This is a genomic window from Photobacterium sp. DNB23_23_1 (genome assembly GCF_052873815.1).
Window position 1 is genome coordinate 41,954 of the sequence record NZ_JBNNXT010000002.1, and the last position, 20,964, is coordinate 62,917.

21 protein-coding genes are annotated in these 20,964 nt (G+C 40.9%); 4 read left to right on the forward strand and 17 right to left on the reverse strand.

The window, feature by feature from the left end:
* Nucleotides 1–51 precede the first annotated feature (51 nt).
* The 3 genes from ACVA53_RS02105 to ACVA53_RS02115 all read right to left on the reverse strand — a co-directional run bounded on the left by ACVA53_RS02105 (nucleotide 52) and on the right by ACVA53_RS02115 (nucleotide 2,542).
* The gene (locus ACVA53_RS02105; protein ID WP_255043096.1) at nucleotides 52–390 is read right to left on the reverse strand and encodes a DUF3802 family protein; all 339 of its coding nucleotides are present in this window, start codon (nucleotides 388–390) and stop codon (nucleotides 52–54) included.
* 161 nt (nucleotides 391–551) lie between these two features.
* The gene (locus tag ACVA53_RS02110; RefSeq protein ID WP_255043095.1) at nucleotides 552–1,544 is read right to left on the reverse strand and encodes a sensor domain-containing diguanylate cyclase; all 993 of its coding nucleotides are present in this window, start codon (nucleotides 1,542–1,544) and stop codon (nucleotides 552–554) included.
* Nucleotides 1,541–2,542: a response regulator gene (locus tag ACVA53_RS02115; RefSeq protein ID WP_446504411.1), complete on the reverse strand. Its 1,002-nt coding sequence runs from the start codon at nucleotides 2,540–2,542 to the stop codon at nucleotides 1,541–1,543. Before ACVA53_RS02115 ends, ACVA53_RS02110 begins: the two co-directional genes overlap by 4 nt.
* A gap of 254 nt (nucleotides 2,543–2,796) precedes the next feature.
* Here ACVA53_RS02115 and ACVA53_RS02120 point away from each other — a divergent pair, with 254 nt between their 5' ends.
* The 3 genes from ACVA53_RS02120 to ACVA53_RS02130 all read left to right on the forward strand — a co-directional run bounded on the left by ACVA53_RS02120 (nucleotide 2,797) and on the right by ACVA53_RS02130 (nucleotide 5,207).
* Nucleotides 2,797–3,156 carry a glutathione S-transferase N-terminal domain-containing protein gene (locus tag ACVA53_RS02120; RefSeq protein WP_446504412.1) on the forward strand — a complete coding sequence of 120 codons (360 nt, stop codon included), beginning with the start codon at nucleotides 2,797–2,799 and terminating at the stop codon, nucleotides 3,154–3,156.
* 142 nt (nucleotides 3,157–3,298) lie between these two features.
* The gene (locus ACVA53_RS02125) at nucleotides 3,299–3,979 is read left to right on the forward strand and encodes a DUF3334 family protein (protein ID WP_446504413.1); all 681 of its coding nucleotides are present in this window, start codon (nucleotides 3,299–3,301) and stop codon (nucleotides 3,977–3,979) included.
* Between the two features lie 133 nt (nucleotides 3,980–4,112).
* Nucleotides 4,113–5,207 (forward strand): ParB/Srx family N-terminal domain-containing protein, encoded by a 1,095-nt coding sequence (locus ACVA53_RS02130; RefSeq protein WP_446504414.1) that lies wholly within the window; start codon nucleotides 4,113–4,115, stop codon nucleotides 5,205–5,207.
* Nucleotides 5,208–5,274: 67 nt separating this feature from the next.
* On the opposite strand, the gene ACVA53_RS02135 is transcribed toward ACVA53_RS02130, so the two are convergent.
* The 13 genes from ACVA53_RS02135 to ACVA53_RS02195 all read right to left on the reverse strand — a co-directional run bounded on the left by ACVA53_RS02135 (nucleotide 5,275) and on the right by ACVA53_RS02195 (nucleotide 18,524).
* Nucleotides 5,275–6,111, reverse strand: coding sequence for a hypothetical protein (locus tag ACVA53_RS02135; RefSeq protein WP_255043089.1), 837 nt, complete (start codon nucleotides 6,109–6,111; stop codon nucleotides 5,275–5,277).
* A gap of 9 nt (nucleotides 6,112–6,120) precedes the next feature.
* A complete protein-coding gene (locus ACVA53_RS02140; RefSeq protein ID WP_446504415.1) occupies nucleotides 6,121–6,888 on the reverse strand; it encodes a triose-phosphate isomerase in 768 nt (255 codons plus the stop codon).
* Nucleotides 6,885–7,520 (reverse strand): dihydroxyacetone kinase subunit DhaL, encoded by a 636-nt coding sequence (gene dhaL / locus ACVA53_RS02145; protein ID WP_255043086.1) that lies wholly within the window; start codon nucleotides 7,518–7,520, stop codon nucleotides 6,885–6,887. Before dhaL ends, ACVA53_RS02140 begins: the two co-directional genes overlap by 4 nt.
* Nucleotides 7,521–7,523: 3 nt before the next feature.
* A complete protein-coding gene (locus ACVA53_RS02150; RefSeq protein ID WP_255043085.1) occupies nucleotides 7,524–8,525 on the reverse strand; it encodes a dihydroxyacetone kinase subunit DhaK in 1,002 nt (333 codons plus the stop codon).
* Nucleotides 8,526–8,624: 99 nt separating this feature from the next.
* Nucleotides 8,625–9,092 carry an RpiB/LacA/LacB family sugar-phosphate isomerase gene (locus ACVA53_RS02155; RefSeq protein ID WP_255043084.1) on the reverse strand — a complete coding sequence of 156 codons (468 nt, stop codon included), beginning with the start codon at nucleotides 9,090–9,092 and terminating at the stop codon, nucleotides 8,625–8,627.
* Between the two features lie 348 nt (nucleotides 9,093–9,440).
* Complete coding sequence (locus ACVA53_RS02160) at nucleotides 9,441–10,763, reverse strand: TRAP transporter large permease (protein ID WP_446504416.1); 1,323 nt, start codon at nucleotides 10,761–10,763, stop codon at nucleotides 9,441–9,443.
* Nucleotides 10,763–11,290, reverse strand: coding sequence for a TRAP transporter small permease (locus ACVA53_RS02165; RefSeq protein WP_446504417.1), 528 nt, complete (start codon nucleotides 11,288–11,290; stop codon nucleotides 10,763–10,765). The genes ACVA53_RS02160 and ACVA53_RS02165 overlap by 1 nt, the downstream gene beginning before the upstream one ends.
* A gap of 131 nt (nucleotides 11,291–11,421) precedes the next feature.
* Nucleotides 11,422–12,420: a TRAP transporter substrate-binding protein gene (locus ACVA53_RS02170; protein ID WP_446504418.1), complete on the reverse strand. Its 999-nt coding sequence runs from the start codon at nucleotides 12,418–12,420 to the stop codon at nucleotides 11,422–11,424.
* Nucleotides 12,421–12,441: 21 nt separating this feature from the next.
* Entirely contained in the window at nucleotides 12,442–13,428 is a 987-nt protein-coding gene (denD, locus tag ACVA53_RS02175) for a D-erythronate dehydrogenase (RefSeq protein WP_446504419.1), read from the reverse strand.
* 71 nt (nucleotides 13,429–13,499) lie between these two features.
* Nucleotides 13,500–14,333 carry a sugar phosphate isomerase/epimerase family protein gene (locus tag ACVA53_RS02180; protein ID WP_446504420.1) on the reverse strand — a complete coding sequence of 278 codons (834 nt, stop codon included), beginning with the start codon at nucleotides 14,331–14,333 and terminating at the stop codon, nucleotides 13,500–13,502.
* An 830-nt stretch (nucleotides 14,334–15,163) separates the two neighbouring features.
* Nucleotides 15,164–16,138: a sugar-binding transcriptional regulator gene (locus tag ACVA53_RS02185; RefSeq protein WP_446504421.1), complete on the reverse strand. Its 975-nt coding sequence runs from the start codon at nucleotides 16,136–16,138 to the stop codon at nucleotides 15,164–15,166.
* Between the two features lie 206 nt (nucleotides 16,139–16,344).
* Nucleotides 16,345–16,797: a YaiI/YqxD family protein gene (locus ACVA53_RS02190; RefSeq protein ID WP_255044932.1), complete on the reverse strand. Its 453-nt coding sequence runs from the start codon at nucleotides 16,795–16,797 to the stop codon at nucleotides 16,345–16,347.
* A gap of 131 nt (nucleotides 16,798–16,928) precedes the next feature.
* Entirely contained in the window at nucleotides 16,929–18,524 is a 1,596-nt protein-coding gene (locus ACVA53_RS02195; RefSeq protein WP_255044944.1) for an ABC-F family ATPase, read from the reverse strand.
* Nucleotides 18,525–18,870: 346 nt separating this feature from the next.
* Here ACVA53_RS02195 and ACVA53_RS02200 point away from each other — a divergent pair, with 346 nt between their 5' ends.
* The gene (locus ACVA53_RS02200; protein ID WP_446504422.1) at nucleotides 18,871–19,854 is read left to right on the forward strand and encodes a phospholipase A; all 984 of its coding nucleotides are present in this window, start codon (nucleotides 18,871–18,873) and stop codon (nucleotides 19,852–19,854) included.
* 41 nt (nucleotides 19,855–19,895) lie between these two features.
* Here ACVA53_RS02200 and tdh read toward each other — a convergent pair whose 3' ends face one another.
* Nucleotides 19,896–20,927: an L-threonine 3-dehydrogenase gene (gene tdh / locus ACVA53_RS02205; RefSeq protein ID WP_107348794.1), complete on the reverse strand. Its 1,032-nt coding sequence runs from the start codon at nucleotides 20,925–20,927 to the stop codon at nucleotides 19,896–19,898.
* Nucleotides 20,928–20,964: the final 37 nt, after the last annotated feature.

Sequence of the window (20,964 nt, forward strand, 5' to 3'; positions counted from 1 at the left end):
AAGCAGCGAGGCACTGCTTTTTTAGACTTATCGGCTTATCGGCTTATCGGCTTATCGGCTTATCGCACTGTCAAAAAGGTTTTTGACCAGCCCAACATAATCTTCAAGAAAGCGTACTTGCTCATTAGTTGGACAGCGGCTCCAAGCACCAGCAAGCACCTCACTTAAGTCTTCCATTACCGCATCGGCTTCTTGCATTAGTTTGAAGCGGAAGTCAGCGTCGAGATCTGGATTTTGCGAAAAAACGGTCATTAAATTGGTTGCGATCATATCTGTTACTACGTCTTCAACCGTCTCTTCACACCCTTCTGCTTCTGCATTTTCAAACAAAGAAAGGTGTTCTGTAAAGTACTCAATAAGCGCGTGATAACCCTCAGATTCTACAACCATAATCCTATCTACTCTTCCATTGATTCTTGACTAAAATTCACAATTATCGTTTAAGCAGCATACACTTGTTATCGGTAATAGCTTAAAGGAAATTTTGTAGAATATCTTATGACAAAGCAGCCTGATAATATAGCTGGAATTATGATTTTTACCTTAATTTTCTACGACATTTCGCGAATAGCAGCACATTGTTCCGTTGTTGGCTGGTAGAGTGTACAGCGGTTTCGCCCTTGCCGCTTTGATTGATACAGAGCACTATCAGCACATTCCAGCCACTGTTCGTAAGAACTCATCCAAGGAGCCCACTCACAGACACCCAAGCTGATAGTTACTCGGATATCTCGGACATCTACCTTCACTAGCGACTCTTCTATTCGCTTTCGCAATCGGTCGGTAAAGTACTGAGCTAAATCAGCCGTCGTTCCAGGGAGGATCACACCAAACTCCTCACCACCGTATCGACCCGCAATATCAGATTGACGTTTTGCTTTTTTCAATAAGCTGGATATAGACTTAATCACCGCATCACCGGCGATATGGCCAAAGGTATCATTAACCTTTTTAAAGTGATCAATATCGAACATCACCAAACTCGCCGCACTCTGAGTATGGCGGCAACGGTCAAACTCATTAGCCAAACATGAATCCCAATACCCACGGTTATACAACTGGGTCAGCTTATCTGTAATGCTCAAATGAGTCAGCTGTGCATTGCTTTCCCTTAGATGCGTCTTACTTTTCGCAATATCCGATACATCGGTAATCGTTAAACACATATGGCGGTATTCACCGTCTAGCGCCTTAAGCGGAGTCAGCGTCATGTTTTGGTACATGGCTTCCATTCCTCCCGTCACAGGGCTGAAATTGGTGAAGTTAAAAATGTAAGGTCTATCTTCCCAACAACTGAATGAGCGCGTGCCGAGCTTAAATGTGGACTGGATTTTATTCTGTAGCCATTCCTGCGGTAAATCCGGCATTGCCTCAAAAAGGCTTTCTCCCATAATTTGATCAGCACTGATCCCACTATAAGCCTGCATGAAAGTATTCCAAGTCATTACTCGGTACTCCCTATCAAGCATCACGACTCCCGCATCGATATTATCTATCAGCTGCACAGTAAGATGAAAATCAGATAAACTCTCGGGATAATTCACGATAGGGTCTCCATAAAACGCTTAATAACTCGTGTCGATTCATTCTCCATCATAAACAATACATCGCAGGCCATATCCAGATTTTCAGATTGATAGCTGTACTCTATGGTAAAGAGATCGTTATTTGCCGTTTCACTACACCCTCTAACCATATACTCTTCAAGGCAGATGGGCTGACGAATAGAAAAAGGGATATTCATCTGCTCAGACAAGGAAACCAAAAAGGAAGATACCATCAAATTAGCAATATCTGTCATGACTTCACTGTGTTTGCCGTTGAATGTGCTAAATCCCAGTCGATTGCCAAACAAAGTTATATCTTGACCATATAGGCACACCAATGCTTCACCATGAATGCCCCCCCCCACAAAACGCTGTGCAATCGGCGTTGAGTCTGGGCGTTGAATCTGATTGCTGATCATCATTTCCAAATCTCCAGCCCCTAACATCGCAACATTAGGCAATGGCATAGTGATGAACTCTCCACAGTGATCAGAAATAATGGCCGCTCCTTTACCTAAGGCAATGTTAGCGACTTCTTTAAACTGATAGAGGTAATCACTTTCATCGGGAGTTTTGTTTGAATTCTGATCGACGGCTAAAGACACGGGCTGCTCTTTATTATTAAGCACAACCCCTAGTTTCTTTAAGGTGGCGGATAGCTGTTGTTTCGAAAATGGTTTAGCCAGAAAGTAATTCGCCCCGGCATCAACACAACGTTCTATAGCCTGTTGCTGTACATCAGCAGAAAGCACAATCGTTTTTGTCGGATATTGATTGACGGGGAGTTGCTGTAATACACCAAAACCATCCAATACTGGCATAGTCAAATCAAGAAACATCACATCAATATCGTTCTCAGCCAAACAATCTAATGCTTGTTTCCCGTTATCTGCAAAGTACAACGTAACGTCGATGAATTCACCGAAAAACTTCTGAATTGCTCTGTGTACGAGCCGTGAGTCATCACAGATTAATACTGTTTTGTTATGCGACACAAAGATATAACCTAGATTGCTAACCAACAGCGATAATGATAACGCTTTTATCTAAACTTTAAATTTTTTAGCTGAATTAAATTATTCACTTAGTGACAGGGATCTACTTTATAAAAATTGATAGATATATATAAATTCAGTAATTTAGCGAAATCATAACGCATTACAGATTAGCCTCTTCATTCGTGTGGTTTTCTGCATTTTGATTAACGGGTATGATAAAAAGGACGATATCTCAAAAGGACATTATTATAATGAAAATTATTCGCCTACTTCTTGGCAAGCTCATTCTATTGCTCAACGCTGTTTTCTCTCCGAAACCCCAACAACGCGCTCATGACGATCAGCGACGAATAAATAAAGAACTAGAATCAATGGCTCTATACCAATTCGAATCTTGCCCATTTTGTGTCAAAGTACGCCGCGCAGCGAAAAAGATGAATCTGCCGCTAGAAACCGTTGATGCAAAACAACCAGACAACGAGCAGACATTACTCAACGGTGGTGGTAAGCGCAAAGTGCCTTGCTTGCGTATTGAGAACAAATCAGGTGAAGTGACATGGATGTATGAATCAAATGATATTATCCAATATCTAGAAAAGCGCTTCGCTTAACCGATTTGCATTCTCCAACAACACAAAAATTAATGGCTAATGGGTAAAAAAGTGAACTACGTCAATCCTTAAGCCATTTACAGTGCAACTCTCCGCTTTAAATGTCACACTTTCGTTCTTTCTCTAAGAACACGAAAGCTCAATGAAAAAAACCAAAGTCATCACCACCGACGATATCCTCCTAAAACTTTGCCAGTCCTTTTCCTCCGTACTGACTGCGGCAACCGATAGCCCAGTCAGTTACTCGGCAATGGTTCAAAAGATCAATAAAACGAGCCTAAAGCCTGATATCGGGTGTTTTGTTCTGTTTGATGGTGGCTTCACCGGGCTTGTTGTAACCAACTTTTCGCATCAGGCTGCTTTAGAACTGTATCAAGACTATATGCTGAAAATGGGCATGTCGGCGGATGATCTCGCAATCCACCACTCTTCAGACGAGGTTGCAGATATACTTGGTGAGCTAATGAACCAAGTTGTTGGTGATTTTACCGGAAAAATCCGCCGTGAATTACAGGTATCAATTACCCAGAATCAACCCAAAATGTTGGCTCTGAACAAACAAGTACTGTTATCAGTCGATACGAATCTTGATCGTCCACAAGCGCGACGAGTAAGCTTCACAACCGAGAAGAACAATATTTTCTACTTAGAGTTGGCCATGGACAAAACAGAATTCATCCAGCTGGAAGAGTTTGACCAACATGAAGTGTGCGACCCCGATCTCATCATCGAGGCTACACAACATAACTCTCGTACACCGTCCAAACAAGTATCAACAACCGCTCAGGTCGGTCTAGACCTGCTCGACGAGCTTGGCATATAACCGCTTCCCTCAAGATTATTGACGACATACCAGCAGGCAACTTCGCCTGCTGTGCCTATCCCACTCATTGATGAAACAAATAGATCGGCTTAGCTTTGCTAAACTGTTGTAAAAATGGTCAGAGGCTGTGTTTATGTATCGTCAGCGTTTTTGCTCTCTTATTCTTAGTGCAATTATTTGTACCCCTTTTCCAACGTACGCCGAAAAGGTCAATTACAGCGAGCTTGAAAACGGTGACACCATTACTGTCACTCTTGATCAATTGCTACCAACCCAAGCAGTCCTAGACTATGACCAAATCTATGCCAACCTCCAGCGCTACAAAGCCGACTTGAAAAATATGTACAACGATCTCTGTCGGTTAAATGGTGCTAAAGCGGTACAGAAATGGGATGAAAATTCCATGCCGACAGACCCTGAGACTTATCAATGTTCAGGTAAGACGGCGCAGGACAAAGATGCGCTAAGCGCCGTTGTCGTCGGCCCTGATGAAGGTATTCTCTACCTGACAGAAGGGTTGACCATGCTGTCGACATTCTGGGGGATGCCAAATGGCGGCACCAGCGTTCCAATTACGGTGAAAGTAAACCATAACCTACTCGGCTCTGGTGAGGACTTCTGGGCAGAAATGAACAATGATAACGAGGTATGGTTAGTCAATGAGAAAGGCGAAAAAATAAAAACTAAAGACCTACCCGAATACATAGGTATGAAACAGCTTAAGCACGACAAATACCTCTCATTGGTTCATTTTCTCAATGGAATTAGCTATACGCCACCAAAACCCAATGGCAAGGACAATAAAACAGCTACCATTCCATTCCTGGCGTTAAATTGGGCTCTTGAAATTCGCCAGCATATGGAAATCTCCGATTATGACCTCAACGATCCTGAAGAATATGCCACCGCTCTTACAGAGGCGGCCACCATCATGATTGATCTGCCTGACGATGAAGTAATAGGAAAATCCAATCGCACAGCCAGTGATATGGGACAATTCGATCAAGTAGATAGCAAAGCACTCGAAGAACTGGTGACAGATGAAAATTCCTCTTTTGGTCTCGCTATGGCATACCGCATAGCAAAAAAAGAGAAGTCGACGCCTAAAGCCATTCTAGAAGAGCAAGAAGCTCAAAAAGAAAAAGAGGAACTGGATAAAAAAGAGAGTGACGAAAGTATAAAAGAAGCCGAACTTAAAAATAGTCCTAAAGACAGCAATAATAAGTAACTCAACCGCCGGGGAGTCAACAACCAATGTAGTGGTAGACTATCCCCGGTGTTGAGGATGATGGGTATTAATGTCGCAATTTGCTCTCACTAATATCCATTCGGATATCAGAAATAGACTGCATTAACTGCTTTTCCAACTCAGGAATCGACATATTCACGTTCCGATAACCATACTCACCATGACAATTTCGGTAAAGCCGATGTGGATACCTAATAGAGATTGAACGGCTTTCTATCATTGATGGGAAGCGTTCAAATAGCTCGTCATATCGACAGATCCCTTTTCCTACAGGCACAGGTAAGTAGTGGCGATTTTTGATCACACTATCTTGAGCAACAAGGTAATCAGCATTTTTTACCAATGAATAAGCATGACGCAATAGATCTACTCCCGGCTGATTAGAGAATAGATTCGCTGGATTATAAGCAAAGGCCACCCCCTTTTTCTCCAGCATTGCAACAACACGCTCGAATTCAAGCTCGCCACGAACAACGCACTCAATTTGATCCCCGCGATTTTCAAGCAAGATTTTAATGCTATTAGGAAATTGCTCGCTAACGAACTGAATATTAGCAAGTAGATCAGGCATGACATCATTCGCAGGGACTGGGAGTACTAAAACTTTGGCACCAACGTGTTGACTGAAAGTAACCAAAGATTGAATTTCAGCGTGGCCACTAAAATCTAATGTTTCATTGGTTATTGCTACAGAGTGACAATGTAGATCTGTTGTGAGAAAAGCCTCTTTTACAAAATCAGCTGACACATCTAGCTCGCCATGGGCTAACAGCTGATCTGCCACAAACTCAACATTTCTCTCCCCTAGCCGCTCAATAGAAGCTAGGGCTTCTGGTAGTGAGTAACCCGAATACGACGCTGTACTAACACAAAACGTATTCATACATCCCCCTTATCGCTGGTGGGCGATATCTAAAATTTGAAGATAACCTTCAACTTGCCAGGCAGAGCGGCCAATAAAGAGACCGTCAACATCATCCTTAGCCAGCAACTCCGCGGCGTTACTATGATTGACACTTCCGCCATAAATCACGGTGATGGCATCGCGTGATAAACCCGGACGTTGCTCAACGAGCCTATTCTTAATTTCGGTGTGAATGACAGCGGCCTCTTCTGCGCTGGCTGGTACCCCATGCTCACCAATGGCCCATACCGGCTCATAGGCGATAAGCACCTTGCTAACATCCGCATCTGATACACCATGAAGCGCAATTTTAACTTGCCTTACAACTGATTCGGAAGAGACACTCCAACGCTTCTCATCAGCAGTATCGCCAACACATACTAAAGGCTGCATACCCTGGTTGAGTACCTGATGGACTTTTTGATTGACAAAATCATCTGTTTCACCAAATAAACTTCGCCGCTCTGAGTGACCCATCTCCACGACACTAACACCAAACTCTTTCAGCATTGGTGCAGCGACTTCACCAGTAAAAGCACCCGATGGGAGGTGGGCCACGTTCTGTGAACCAAGTTTTACTGCCGATCCCTGTACTTGCTGACTGGCCTGTTGTAAATATGGGAATGGCGGAATGATAAAGGGTTGGATAGTATCTGTGTACTGCTCAACCTTTGCTAACAGTGTCTCGAGATAAGCTGCCGTATGGGCAGCATTACCGTTCATTTTCCAACTTGTACCAATCCAAACTTTCTTCATACTGCCACAGCCTCATTGCAATGATCAGCCATGAACTTGAGGATCAAGGACATTGACATCGCACCAGGGTCAGGGTGACCAAGGGAACGCTCACCCAGCGTTTTTGCCTTACCGGTTGTCGCAATCATATCTTTGGTTGACAGCATACCTCGATAAGAGGCATCTGCTGCATTTTGAAGATCTTGTTCAAAGTCAGCAGGCTGGGTCTGGCGCAGTGATTCAATCGCAGGAACCAAGGCATCAATCATGGTCTTATCACCAGGGTTCGCGCCGCCACGCTTGTAGATGGCTTCCAAGCCAGCATCCAGGAATGCTAATAGCACCGGTGTTGTTAGCGTCTTCTCGCCTTTAATCGCCTTAGCGCCAGAACGGAAAAGCGTACCGAAGATAGCGCCTGATGCGCCCCCCATTGATGCCATCATGGTTGTACCGATAGCCTTAAACGCTTCCGAAACATCAGCGTATTCCGGTGAAGATGCTAGCAGTTCCTCGACGGCAACAAACCCCCTTTCCATACCAATTCCATGATCACCATCACCGATAGCCTGATCGAACTTAGTCAACATTGGTTCACTTTTCACCATCTCGCTGGCGACAAATTTCATCATTTCTACTAATTGCGTCACGTTCATAACTTATTTCCTTAAAGCAAATGAATGACAAGGCTGGTCATAAAGGGCTTTTAGTTCATCGTCTAGCTTGAGCATGGTAATAGACAAACCTGACATTTCTTGAGACGTACAATAACCACCAATGAGAGTGTCATAAACTTTGATACCCTGATTGCGACAAATCTCAGCCACTCGGCGATTGGCGATCAGCATTTCCATATATGTTGATGCACCTAGATTATTAATAAGCAAGCAAACTTCATCACCAGAGGAGAAAGGTAAATCATCGAGCAGCTGTTGCATCAATTCATCGACAACAAGATCTGCCGATTTCATTTTACGTCGTGCAACACCTGGCTCACCATGGAGGCCCATTCCGATTTCAATCTCATCGGCTGGTAGTTCAAATGTGAAAGTATTTGTTTGCGGAACCGAACCCGCAGAAAGTGCAACCCCGATAGAGCGAGTGTTATCTCTAGCCTTCTCTGTTACTGCAACCACTTTATCGAAGTCGTCATAACACTCAGAGGCTGCACCAGCAATCTTAAGTACGAACACATCACCCGCAACACCACGTCGCTCTTTTATGTTCTCTAATGGCGCAGAGGCAATATCGTCCCATACGCGAACTGTGTGCGTACGAATATCATCATCATCAGCAAGTTCAGCAGCAATATCAAAATTCATATTATCGCCAGCATAATTACCATAGATATAAATGACCCCCTTGCCTTGATCAGCGACTTCTGTCGCTTTCAAGATGATATTGGGAGCAGGCGCAGCAAATATATCCCCCAATGCAGCGGCATCTGCAAGGCCATGACCGACATAACCGGCAAAAAGTGGTTCATGGCCACTGCCACCACCTGTGACGATCGCAACTTTACCTTGCGGCATATCGCTACGAATTACGGCACTGACACCTTCAACATATTCCAACTGGCCATGAGTGGCTTCGACTAATCCTTCAAGTTGTTCCTTGGCAACGTTTAGTGGTTCGTTGATCAGTTTCTTTGGCTTCCGCATTGCTACTTCCTTATCGTTATGCTCTGTACATATGATTAATATCACTCATATGTACAAAAAACCGTGACAGCCTATTTCATAATCAAACCTAACTTAACTTCATGCTTTTTCTGTTAAGTTAACGGCATTTTCTCGTTCCAATTCATCGATTCGATTGACTTTATGGGTCGACGGTCCATCAACAAATTCACAAGATAACCATGTAGATACAATTCTTTTCGCCAATTCCGGGCCGATGACACGCGACCCCATCGTAATAATCTGAGCGTTGTTGCTAAGTTGAGCTCGTTCGGCAGAAAACGTATCGTGGCAAAGTGCAGCACGGATACCACTGATCTTATTAGCCATAATGCAAACACCAATACCTGTTCCGCACAAGATAATGCCTCGTTCAGGATCACCGTCTCGTACCGCCAGCGCAACACGCGCTGCAATATCAGCGTAAGGCTCTGACGCTTCATGACCTTCGTTATAGTCAGTAACGTCAATTTGTAATGATTCAAGGTGTTGTGTGATGATTGTTTTTAACTCAGTCGCGGCATCATCACAGCCAATTGCAATTTTCATATCGCCTCCAACATTTGTTCACATAGTGTACACATGAATAATAGCAGGAGTGAACATATGAACAAGGTAAATATTATGAACACAACGAAAAGATCACATAATTTCGCTATTTTGAGTCGAATCAGAGAGAGTCGAGCAGGATAGAACACATGGCACCTTTAAATTAAGCAACTAATGTCAACCTACACAACAAAAGTTCATGATACGTTAACGATAACGTGTCATTCCGCAAAATTATTTATGGTGTAAGTATTGAAAAAAATGAGGTGATCGCTCCGATCACCTCATTGTCGATAAATGATATTTTAAAAACGCACCCTACCCCTCAACACTATCCATATAAAGACATTAGCGACTCATCAAGTTGGGAAGAAAGGTTGAGACTGAAGGCGCATAACTAACAATAACTAAAGATATAAACATTGAAACTAGGAAAGGCAAGATGGCATCAATTATTTTTTCTATACTCAAACCACTTATACTACTCGCAACAAAAATATTAATACCTAGAGGGGGTGTACAAAATCCTATAGCCAGATTACATGTAATTATGACACCAAAGTGAATAGGATCTATTCCAACCTTAACCGCTATGGGAAGCAATATTGGTGTTAGTATAATTATTGCGGCTGTAGTGTCCATAAACATACCAACTAATATAAGGAGAACATTAATTAGTAAAATAATGACAATTTTATTATCAGAAATAGCTGTAATGAAACCTGCGACAGCGTTAGGGATCTGTTCTATGGTTAAAAGGCGACCAAAGGCAAAAGCCATAACTACCATAACTAAGCACGTAACAGAAGTAAGGCTACTTTTGGTTAGTATACTTGGTATATCTTTAAGTGTTATTTCTTTATATACAAACAAGCTAATAATTAATGCATAACCTACAGCTACTGCCGCAGCTTCAGTTGGAGTGAAAACACCTCCATAAATTCCGCCTAAAATAATAACAGGAACCATTAAAGCCCAAAAACTACTCTTTTCTTTTTTATCTACACCGGAAGTACTTTCATCCTTTAAATTATTATCTTGAATGAACTCATCAGTAACACCATCACCTTCGAAAGCTTTCCCCCTCTTAACGCAATATCTTGCTACAATAATGTATCCTGTGGCAAAGATAAGCCCAGGAATTAAGCCGGCTAGAAATAAATCACCGATAGACTCATTAGCAGTAATACCATAAATAATGAATGGTATCGAAGGTGGTATCATTACCCCTAACATACCTGAAGCAGCAGTCAATGCAGCTGAAAATTTTCGTTGATAGCCTCTAACTTCCATTTCTGGAATCATGTTACCACCGATTGCGGCAACAGTAGCAGGAGATGAGCCAGAAATCGCAGCAAAAAATGCAGATGCAAGTATATTTACATATGTCAGTCCAGCCGTAAGTCTACCAACAAGGATAGCAACAGAAGATATTATTCTCTTTGACAACCCACCAGTTTGCATGATGTCGCCAGCTAAAATAAACATAGGAACAGCAATCAAAGGAAAGTTGTTACCACCAGTAATCATACCTTTTGTTATAATAACAGAACCTGGAGCACCAGAAACTAACTCAACCGCTGCAAGAGAAGCCATTCCCAAACAGACGCCTACAGGGACACCAAAAATGACTGTTATTATAAATACTAAAAAAAGCATTAAAGTTAACATTATATTAATTCCTCTGCTTGATTTTTATCAAAACCCCGTAAACTATGGATATCTAATAAAATACTTTCTAATAATCTAATTGCTGAAAGTGCACTACCTATAACCATCGAAATGTACAACCAAAACATTGATACTTTTTCATCACCAATAAACCAATATAAAACTAAAGATTTTTGTTTAGATATGAATGGGCTTGAAGCTTGGCCATAGCCAAGATAAGCAAGCCTAACAAAGAATATCAACATGAGAACTTGAAATAAAATTTGAACTATTTTTTTATACTTTAATGGTATTTTGTCAACAATAACCGTTACTGATATATGTTTTCTAGTCTTAAAACCATAACTTATACCAACCCATATAAACCATACAAAAATCCATCTAACTAGTTCTTCTGACCATGGCAGTGAGCTTTGCATTATATATCTCATGAAAACCTGAGTAATGATCAAAACAAACATGATAAATAATGAGGAAATAAGAAAATAGCGTTCTAAGTTATCATACAAATATTTTAACCTTTCCATAAATATCATCCTTGAATATATTTAATTTTAATAAAACTCAGATAGTTAACATGTAGATATTTCTTTTGCCCTCTTAAGAGGTTTTCTCTATTGCAAAGAGGGCAAAATGTTAACTCGTTAAATATGTATATTTAACTTTTGTTCATTTCTTTTTCTACATTCTTCATCAAAACATTGTACGCATCGACACCAACCATTTGTTTTAGATCATCTTCAATTTCACTAATAGAATCTATAAACATTTGGTTTTGCTCACGAGTAAGATAATTTACTTTTGCACCTTGAGACTCAAGAAAGTTAATGTACTCTTTTTCTTCTTGCGCAATAACTTCTTGCTGATGAACCTCAGCTTCAAGAACTGCTGATTGAATCAACTGTTGGTACTCTTGTGGTAGTGAATTGTATTTGACAGGATTAATACCTACTATATGTGTACTATACACATGATTAGTTAGACTAATATAAGGTGCTACTTCATAGAACTTATTACCAACAATAAGCGAAAAAGGATTTTCTTGCCCATCAACAACTTTTTGTTGAATAGCTGAGTATACTTCACCAAAAACCATTGGTGTTGGATTTGCCCCTAACTTTTTAAAGGCTGCCATATGTGAATCTACTTGCATTGTTCGAACTTTTAAGCCCTGTAAATCGGACGGTTCATATATTGGACGGCGACTATTTGTAATGTGCCTGAAACCATTTTCAAACCACCCTAATCCTGTAATACCAAGATCATCTAATCTTGTAAATAAGAATTGGCCATAGTCACCGTTTAAAACATTCAGTGCTACCTCACGATTAGGAAAAACATAAGGTAGTTCAGATGCACTAAACGCTTTATCCCATCCACCTAATACAGCAACATTAGAACCGACCATATCAAGTGTGCCCATTTGCACTAATTCTAGAAGCTCTCTTTCTTCACCCATTTGTGTGGCTGGAAAAATTGTGACTTTTATTTCACCATTTGACTCTTTTTCAACTTTTTCCTTAAAGAACTTCCATGCTTCATGATGAGGGCTCGTCACCGGCGATCCGTGACCAACACTTAGTGTCGTATTAGCGGCAAAGGATATACAACTAAAAAGTGCAGCAATAGGAACAAGGAATTTTATAAATTTATTCATTAGTACTCTCCATTATAAATATTAAAGAACTGGCTCTTCTAGTTGAATATCTGTATGCTTATTTACGTATGACTCAAGTATCGTTTTAAAGCATTTATCAACGTTAAAACCTAGTGATAGTTCCTTACTATTATCAAAAGATTTAGGTAAATTATCCATAAATTCTGAAATGAATGGATCTATATCATTTGAAATATAATTCAAATATTCTTTACCAGCAGTACTACTTAGACTATCTATCATCACTTTAGAGGTTACCGCAATACCAGGTAGATTAAAGACTCTAAATTTTATAGTTTTATCAATTGATAGCATCCCAGCATGAATAATATTACTAATCACTGTTTCTGGACTTGAGATCCAAATAGGAAGGTTCATATTTACAGGGCAGTTTGTTTTTTCTCTTTTTAATGGCTCACGAACAATACCACTAACAAACGAAGATGCCGCTTTATTTGCCACTCCAGGCCTTATGCAAATTGTTGGTAACCTAACTGCAACAGCATCAACAATTGAACGCCGACCATAATCATTAATCAATAACTCACACATGGCCTTTTGAGCACCATATGAATTATTTGGTTGGGTAGCGGTCATAGGCATAATTTTATTTGGAAGATCACCACCAAAAACAGCCAATGAACTTGAGAACACAAACCTGATATCTTTATTTACTTGCCTACACCTTTCAAGTAATATTTGTGTCGCATGTAAGTTAACCTTTACACCTAGATCAAAATCTTCTTCTGCATGACTAGAAACTATAGCTGCAAGATGAAATACATGCGTCGTTTCTTTGGTAATTAAAGGTTCTACCTGTTCTGGAACAGTAATATCTGCAATAGCAAATTTGACTTTTTTAGTATCTAAATTATTTTTTTTTGCTGGTAGCTGATCAACCACCGTAATAGATTTTATATCTGAACTATAGTCACGAAGTAAAGAAGTCGTCAACATACTACCTAAAAATCCTGCACCACCAGTTATTACGATATTCATATCTTTCATAATTATATCCTTCCATTTACAGGTTGGTTAATAAAAACCTATAACTTTTCACGTTAATTTAAATAGATAATTTATATTGCATTAATATAGTTGATAGATTCTTCTAATGTTTCTCTTATTCTTCCTATCTCGACAAGTTCAGGACTTCTTATAGCGTTAGCTTTTGAATCTCTATGCATTCTTAGTGGTATTTCCAAGCTAAAATATAAGTTCCCATTCTTAATTTCACTTATAATCTTTGAGTAATCGATAATGCCTTTACCAATTGCAGGGAAGTTATATTCCTCATTTTTATAAATAACGTCTTTTACATGAAAATGTTTACAGTAAGGTAATGAACTAATTGCTTGTTCAACTGGATCTATTTCTGGTAAAAGTGACTTCGTATTTCCGGGATCAAAATTTAGGGCTAAAAAGTCGCTTCCTACTTCATTGATAATATCAATACCGTCACTCAATGTTGAGAATGCATCAAAGTTTGAGTCACCACCATTTTCCAAACAAATTATACAGTCATTTTTTTCAGCATTTTCAACTAGTATTTTTAGATTATTTACCAGTAGTTCTCTTTTATATTTTTTAGTCGTGCATGTGTTTAGATAAGTGATACCAAGTTTATTTGCAAAGGCTATTCTTTTATTAAACTGATTAATAGCATCATCCGATGCTAAATCCATTGTACAACCTAAAGCAAAACTATTTAGCTCATGCTTTTCAAACTTTTCTTTCAATTCGATCGCATGCTCATCAGAAAACATATAGTCGTCGATAGTTCCAACATATCCTTGATTTAAAGCAAGCTCAACATTTTTAACACCTAGGCTTTTGATTACACCTAAACTCTCATCTAAATCATGCCCATCAAATATCGCTGTATTAATTGTCAATCTATCTCGCATATTCATATACTCTTCTCTTACTTATTATGTCTTAGAATCAAAAACCTTGAATCGTTATACACCAGCAGAAAAACAGCCTAAATAAACCACATTGCCTTAAAAATCATTAAGTTAAACTAAGAAAGCATCATAACATATGAACACCAGCAGAACATTTAGCACAATTAAAGCATTGCCAATTAATGCTTTATTTAGGCTTTTTATGTTAGAAATCGAATAATGCATCCACAATCACCTGTTCTTATGTTCACTGATGCTACATATGAAAAGTACAACATATTGAGTATAAAACACACAAATCAGTTATGATTACGGGGCATTGATCACTAAAACTTTATTCACAAGACAGATAACAAGACAAACATCACGCTCACAAGTAAACATGCGAAGTAAAAGAAAACATTGATGCTTACTTCCGTATATAGTTCACATTTATCTTTAATTACATCAGAAAAGATACAGTTAAACTATTGAATTTAAAATAAATAATCAGAAAAAAGGCTTACATATATAGAGGTAAAATTGTTCTAATCGTTAAAAAACGAACGAGATCAACAGCGTTGATTATTGAGTGACTTGAGCTAGAGGGGGAGAATAGAAGGGTGGAAACGGTTATTTCCACAATTAGATCTGTAGTTGCATAATTATTTAGACATGATCGCCCATAAAATTCAACACTTACAAATGCTGAGAAAGTTTACATCAACAAAATACTACTGAGGTTCTAAAGTTAGAAGTCAAAATCGCAAAAAATGAGAGTTAATCTGAGAAGCGTTTGGGCTCAGTATCTTATCTGCAACTGGCCCAAGACTTTAATGGTTGTATATGAGATAAGGTTATCTCTGGCGGTATACATCATCAAGGTTAAGGATTGTCATGGCATTAGATACACTGGTAGCCAACACATTAACAGCTCCAGTACGCAAAGCCCCTAACAGCGATAATGACTTGCTGCTTTCAGAAGCAATAGCGATAACTTCCGGAACATCTTTGAACTCAGCCAGTTTCAGGCCAATGATCCTGTCACTCAAAATACTGTGAGAGGTATTGCCGTAAATATCAAAGAAATCATAACCGGCAATATCACCAATCACACCATGGTTCATTCTGGCATCCGTAACTTCCTGAGCAGTAAACCAGCCTAGGTCTACCATAAAGCTATTTTCGCTCATATCACCGACACCTATGATTGCCATGTCGGCTTTACGGGCTAAATCGAGTGTCTGTTTAATCGTTGGGTTGGCCATCAAGCCTTCACGTATAACCGGATCGGCAACGAAGGCTGGCGCGTAAAGGCTTTCACTGTTACCACCAAATTTCTTCGCAAGCTGACGGCAAATATGGTCAGCATTAGTTTGCCCTCCCCTTGGGTGAATTCCACCAATACCGCAAACAAATTTACAATTCCTTTTAGCTGCAACGCCAACATGTTCAGCTACGGCAGAAACATTGCGCCCCTGACCCACGGTTATCACCATATCATCGGTCAAAGTATTCGACAGATAGCTAGAAACTAGGCTCGCTACCAGGTTGCGTTGCTCATCCTCATGAGGCTGGTCTAACGCGATGAGGGCGCGCTTAATTCCGAAACGCTCAATAAGCCTTTCTTCAAGGTTGGCAGAAAAAACGGGATGATATTTGACCGTGATTTCAACAATGCCTTCTTCACGAGCTTTTTTCAAAAGCCGGCCAACTTTAATCCGAGAAATGCCAAACCGTTTAGAAATTTCTTCTTGTGTAGAACCATTATGATAATAGGCCATTGCGACTTCAGTAAGAAGATCAGTATCAACAGGCAGGTTCAAATCCATAGTGCATCCTTTATCAACTCGGAATTTATATCAACATTATACATATGTTCATATATTTAGAACATATGTTCGGCATCGTATATTTTGTACGATACTTTAAACAGAAATAGATGCTCACGACGTTGAAAAAGAATGAAATTTATTCTCTCTTGCTAATGACAATATGGCGAGACATGGCTGTCTCACCACGATTATCAAACGAGTTATTAACGGCGAAAATTCTTCGCTAAAAACGCATCAAGCTTATTGCCGAAGTTCTGCCTGTCTGTCTGATTCAGTGGCGCAGGGCCACCGGTTTGTACACCTGAGCTTCGCATCGTTTCCATGAAGTCACGCATCTGAAGACGTTGCTTAATAGTGTCTTTGGTGTACATTTCCCCCCGTGGATTTAACGCATGAGCACCTTTGGTGATCACTTCATCTGCCAGTGGGATATCGGCGGTAATCACAAGGTCGCCCGGCTCTGACTGCTGAACAATGTAGTTATCAGCTACATCAAACCCAGATTCAACCTGAATTGATTTAATATGTGGTGATGGTGGAACGCGAATATACTGGTTAGCGACTAACGTCACTGCAACCCCTACCCGATTAGCAGCACGGAACAAAATTTCCTTAACGACATTCGGACAAGCGTCGGCATCGACCCAAATCTTCATACTTTTTCCTTATTTATAAAAACAAAGCACAATAATACCTATGTATCTTGGCATAGTGCCTCATCACTATATATAACAAAAAGCCGCCATAAAAAGGCGGCTTTTTAAATCAAGCTTCAACTAATCGTTGATTAGCCAACAAGACCTTTCTTCGCTAGGTACTCTTCATAGGTACCGTGGAAGTCTTCTACGCCATCTTTTGTAATTTCAAGAATACGCGTTGCAATCGAAGAAACAAACTGACGGTCGTGAGATACGAACAACAGTGTGCCCTTGAAGTTTTCAAGTGCCAGGTTCAATGCTTCGATAGATTCCATATCCATGTGGTTGGTTGGTTCATCCATCAGAAGAATGTTTGGTTTTTGCATAATCAGCTTACCAAACAGCATACGACCCTGCTCACCACCAGAAATCACTTTTACAGACTTCTTAATGTCATTTTGTGAGAACAGCATACGACCAAGAATACCACGAACGGTTTGCTCGTCATCGCCTTCTTTCTTCCACTGACCCATCCACTCAAGCAGCGTGATATCTTCTGCAAAGTCAGCGCTATGATCCTGAGCGTAGAAACCAATGTTATTGTTTTCTGACCACTTAACCATACCATCCATCGGTTCCATCGCACCCGCAAGAGTGTTCAGCAGCGTTGACTTACCGATACCATTTTCACCGATGATAGCAATACGCTCACCCACTTCAACCAGCATTTTAACGCCGTTGATAAGGATATTATCATCATAGCCCTGCTTCAGGCCTTCTACTTCCAATGCGTTACGGAAAAGCTCTTTTTCCTGATCGAAACGGATAAATGGAGATTGGCGGCTAGATGCCTTCACTTCATCCAGCTGAATCTTATCAAGCTGCTTTTGACGAGATGTCGCTTGTTTTGCTTTTGATGCGTTAGCAGAGAAACGGCTTACGAACGTTTGTAGTTCAGCCATTTGCGCTTTCTTCTTCGCATTATCTGCATGTAGACGCTCACGTGCTTGTTCAGCTGCGATCATATACTCATCATAGTTACCAGAGAATAGGCGAAGTTCACCGTAATCTAGGTCAGCCATGTGGGTACAAACACTGTTTAGGAAGTGACGGTCGTGCGAGATGATAATCATGGTGCAGTTACGCGCCAGAAGAATCTCTTCCAACCAGCTAATGGTATGAATATCCAAGTTGTTCGTTGGTTCATCAAGTAGCATGATTTCAGGATCAGCAAACAAAACCTGAGCCAGAAGAACACGAACTTTAAGACCAGGTGCAACGGCGCTCATTAGGCCGAAATGTTGCTCTTCAGGAATACCAAGGCCAAGTAGAAGCTCGCCAGCACGAGCTTCCGCTGAATAGCCGTCCATTTCCGCGAACTCAGTCTCAAGGTCACCAACACGCATGCCGTCTTCGTCAGACATTTCTGGCAATGCGTAAATGCGGTCACGCTCTTCTTTTACTTTCCAAAGCTCTTTGTGACCCATAATCACGGTATCAACCACAGAGTATTCTTCGAAAGCAAACTGATCCTGGCCTAGCTTAGCCATACGCTCGTTTGGATCGAGTGAAACAGTACCGCCTGACTGCTCTAATTCGCCGCCAAGAATTTTCATGAACGTTGACTTACCACAGCCGTTCGCTCCGATAAGGCCATAGCGGTTACCGCCACCGAATTTAACTGAGATATTCTCAAACAGTGGCTTGTCGCCAAACTGCATCGTGATATTAGCTGTAGAAATCAATGTACTGTTCCAATAATGATGTATATCAAGCAATAAAAAAGTCGCCATAAAGACGACTTCCTCACCATGTGCCCGAAGTATAACAGGTTTTGTGAGCTTCATCACGAGTAGATTTCATTCTTCCACGCCCCGTATCTGTTCTTATTAGCCTATCGCTCGAATCGCAGGTATCTCAATTCCAATGATGGCCGGCTTGGTTGCTCTTGTTGCAATCAGTCCAATGCTGAAGTAATACCGACTCAGCGGATGGTTCATAATAACTAATGTATTATGAGACATAAAAACGCTTTGTAATGGTTTCTTTTTCAAACTAAGTTTTATTAATAAGTTTGCTAAAGGATGAGCAATGTTTAAGTTCCCCCCTTTATTAGCCCTCGTGGCTTGTCTACCTTTTTTTGGACATGCCTCAAATGACACCCACACAAATTGCAGTGAAATTAGGGATAATACAGCCCGTTTAACCTGCTACGATGAGGTTTATCATACTAACGAAAGTCTTCCATCAACGGTGAATACTGACAATGACAATTTTAATTTAGATACGATGTCGATCACTGACATCAATCGCTACTTCAATCAAAGAAAGCTATTTCTGTTAACCCCGCATGAACCCAGTTATATATTGCCAGCCTCTTACAACGACAAACCAAATGAAGAAGTATGGCAGCAACTTAGACCTGGATCTGAAATAGACAATCTTGAAGTGAAATTTCAGATAAGTGGCAAAATTAAGTTATGGGACAACTTATACAAAGATAACTGGGATGTATGGTTTGGCTATACCCAAACTGCTTGGTGGCAACTCTATAACTCGGACGAGTCTGCTCCTTTTAGGGAGACCAACTATAGCCCGGAGGTATTCGTTAGTTACTATTCTGATTACGAGCTGCTTGGCTTCAAGTTTGTTGCAACTGACTTAGGTTTGATTCACCAATCTAATGGCCGCTCAGAACCTTTATCACGCAGTTGGAATCGAATTTATGCCAAATTCGAGCTTACCAAAGGCAATTTCCTTCTTTCTTTGCAGCCTTGGTACCGACTTCCTGAGGATGCAAATGACGATGATAACCCCGATATCGACAAGTACCTCGGCTACGGAAACTACCGTCTAAGTTATAAAAGCGACGGACACCTCATAAGCATCTTGCTCCGCAACAATTTTCGCACCAGTGATAATAAAGGCGCTGTAGAGCTAAGTTGGGCTTTCCCTATTTATGAAACGGTCAAGCTGTACCTGCAGTATTACAATGGCTATGGCGAAAGCCTGATCGACTATGACCACTATACAAACCGGCTCAGCCTTGGTCTTTTAATCTATGACTGGATATAAAAAAACGGGCTCAGAGCCCGTTTTTCATTATTAAGGAGGGATTATTCCCAATCCAAGATAACCTTACCTGACATACCTGAACGCATAATGTCAAAGCCTTCCTGGAAGTCATCAATCTTATAGTGGTGAGTGATGATTGGTGTTAGATCAAGACCAGACTGGATCAAGCTTGCCATCTTGTACCATGTCTCGAACATTTCACGACCATAGATACCTTTGATGATCAAACCTTTGAAGATCACCTGAGTCCAGTCGATGCCCATGTCTGATGGCGGAATGCCCAGCAGTGCAATCTTACCACCGTGGTTCATGCTTGTTAGCATGCTGTTGAAAGCAGATGGTACACCTGACATTTCAAGACCCACATCGAAACCTTCTGTCATGCCTAACTCAGCCATCACATCTTCCAGTTTCTCTTCTGCGACGTTAACAGCGCGGGTCACACCCATTTGACGAGCAAGATCCAAGCGGTATTCGTTCACGTCAGTAATAACAACGTGACGAGCACCAACGTGCTTAGCAACGGCTGCAGCCATGATACCGATAGGGCCGGCACCAGTGATTAGAACGTCTTCACCCACTAGGTCAAAAGACAATGCAGTGTGAACAGCGTTACCGAACGGGTCGAAGATAGACGCTAGGTCGTCAGAGATGCCTTCAGGGATCTTAAATGCGTTGAACGCAGGGATCACAAGGTATTCAGCAAATGCACCTTCACGGTTTACACCAACACCCGTAGTGTTGCGACAAAGGTGGGTACGGCCACCGCGACAGTTACGGCAGTGACCACATGTGATATGCCCTTCGCCCGATACACGGTCGCCAATCTCAAAGCCACGGACTTCCTGACCAATGCCAACGACTTCACCCACATATTCGTGACCGACAACCATAGGAACAGGAATTGTCTTTTGCGACCACTCATCCCAGTTGTAGATATGAACATCAGTACCACAGATAGCGGTTTTCTTGATGCGAATAAGTAGATCATTATGGCCAAGCTCAGGCTTGTCCACTTCAGTCATCCAAATGCCTTGTTCTGGCTTAAGTTTGGAAAGTGCTTTGATTTTCATTATATGTTCCTACTGCAGGGTAGATTTGAAAGGACTG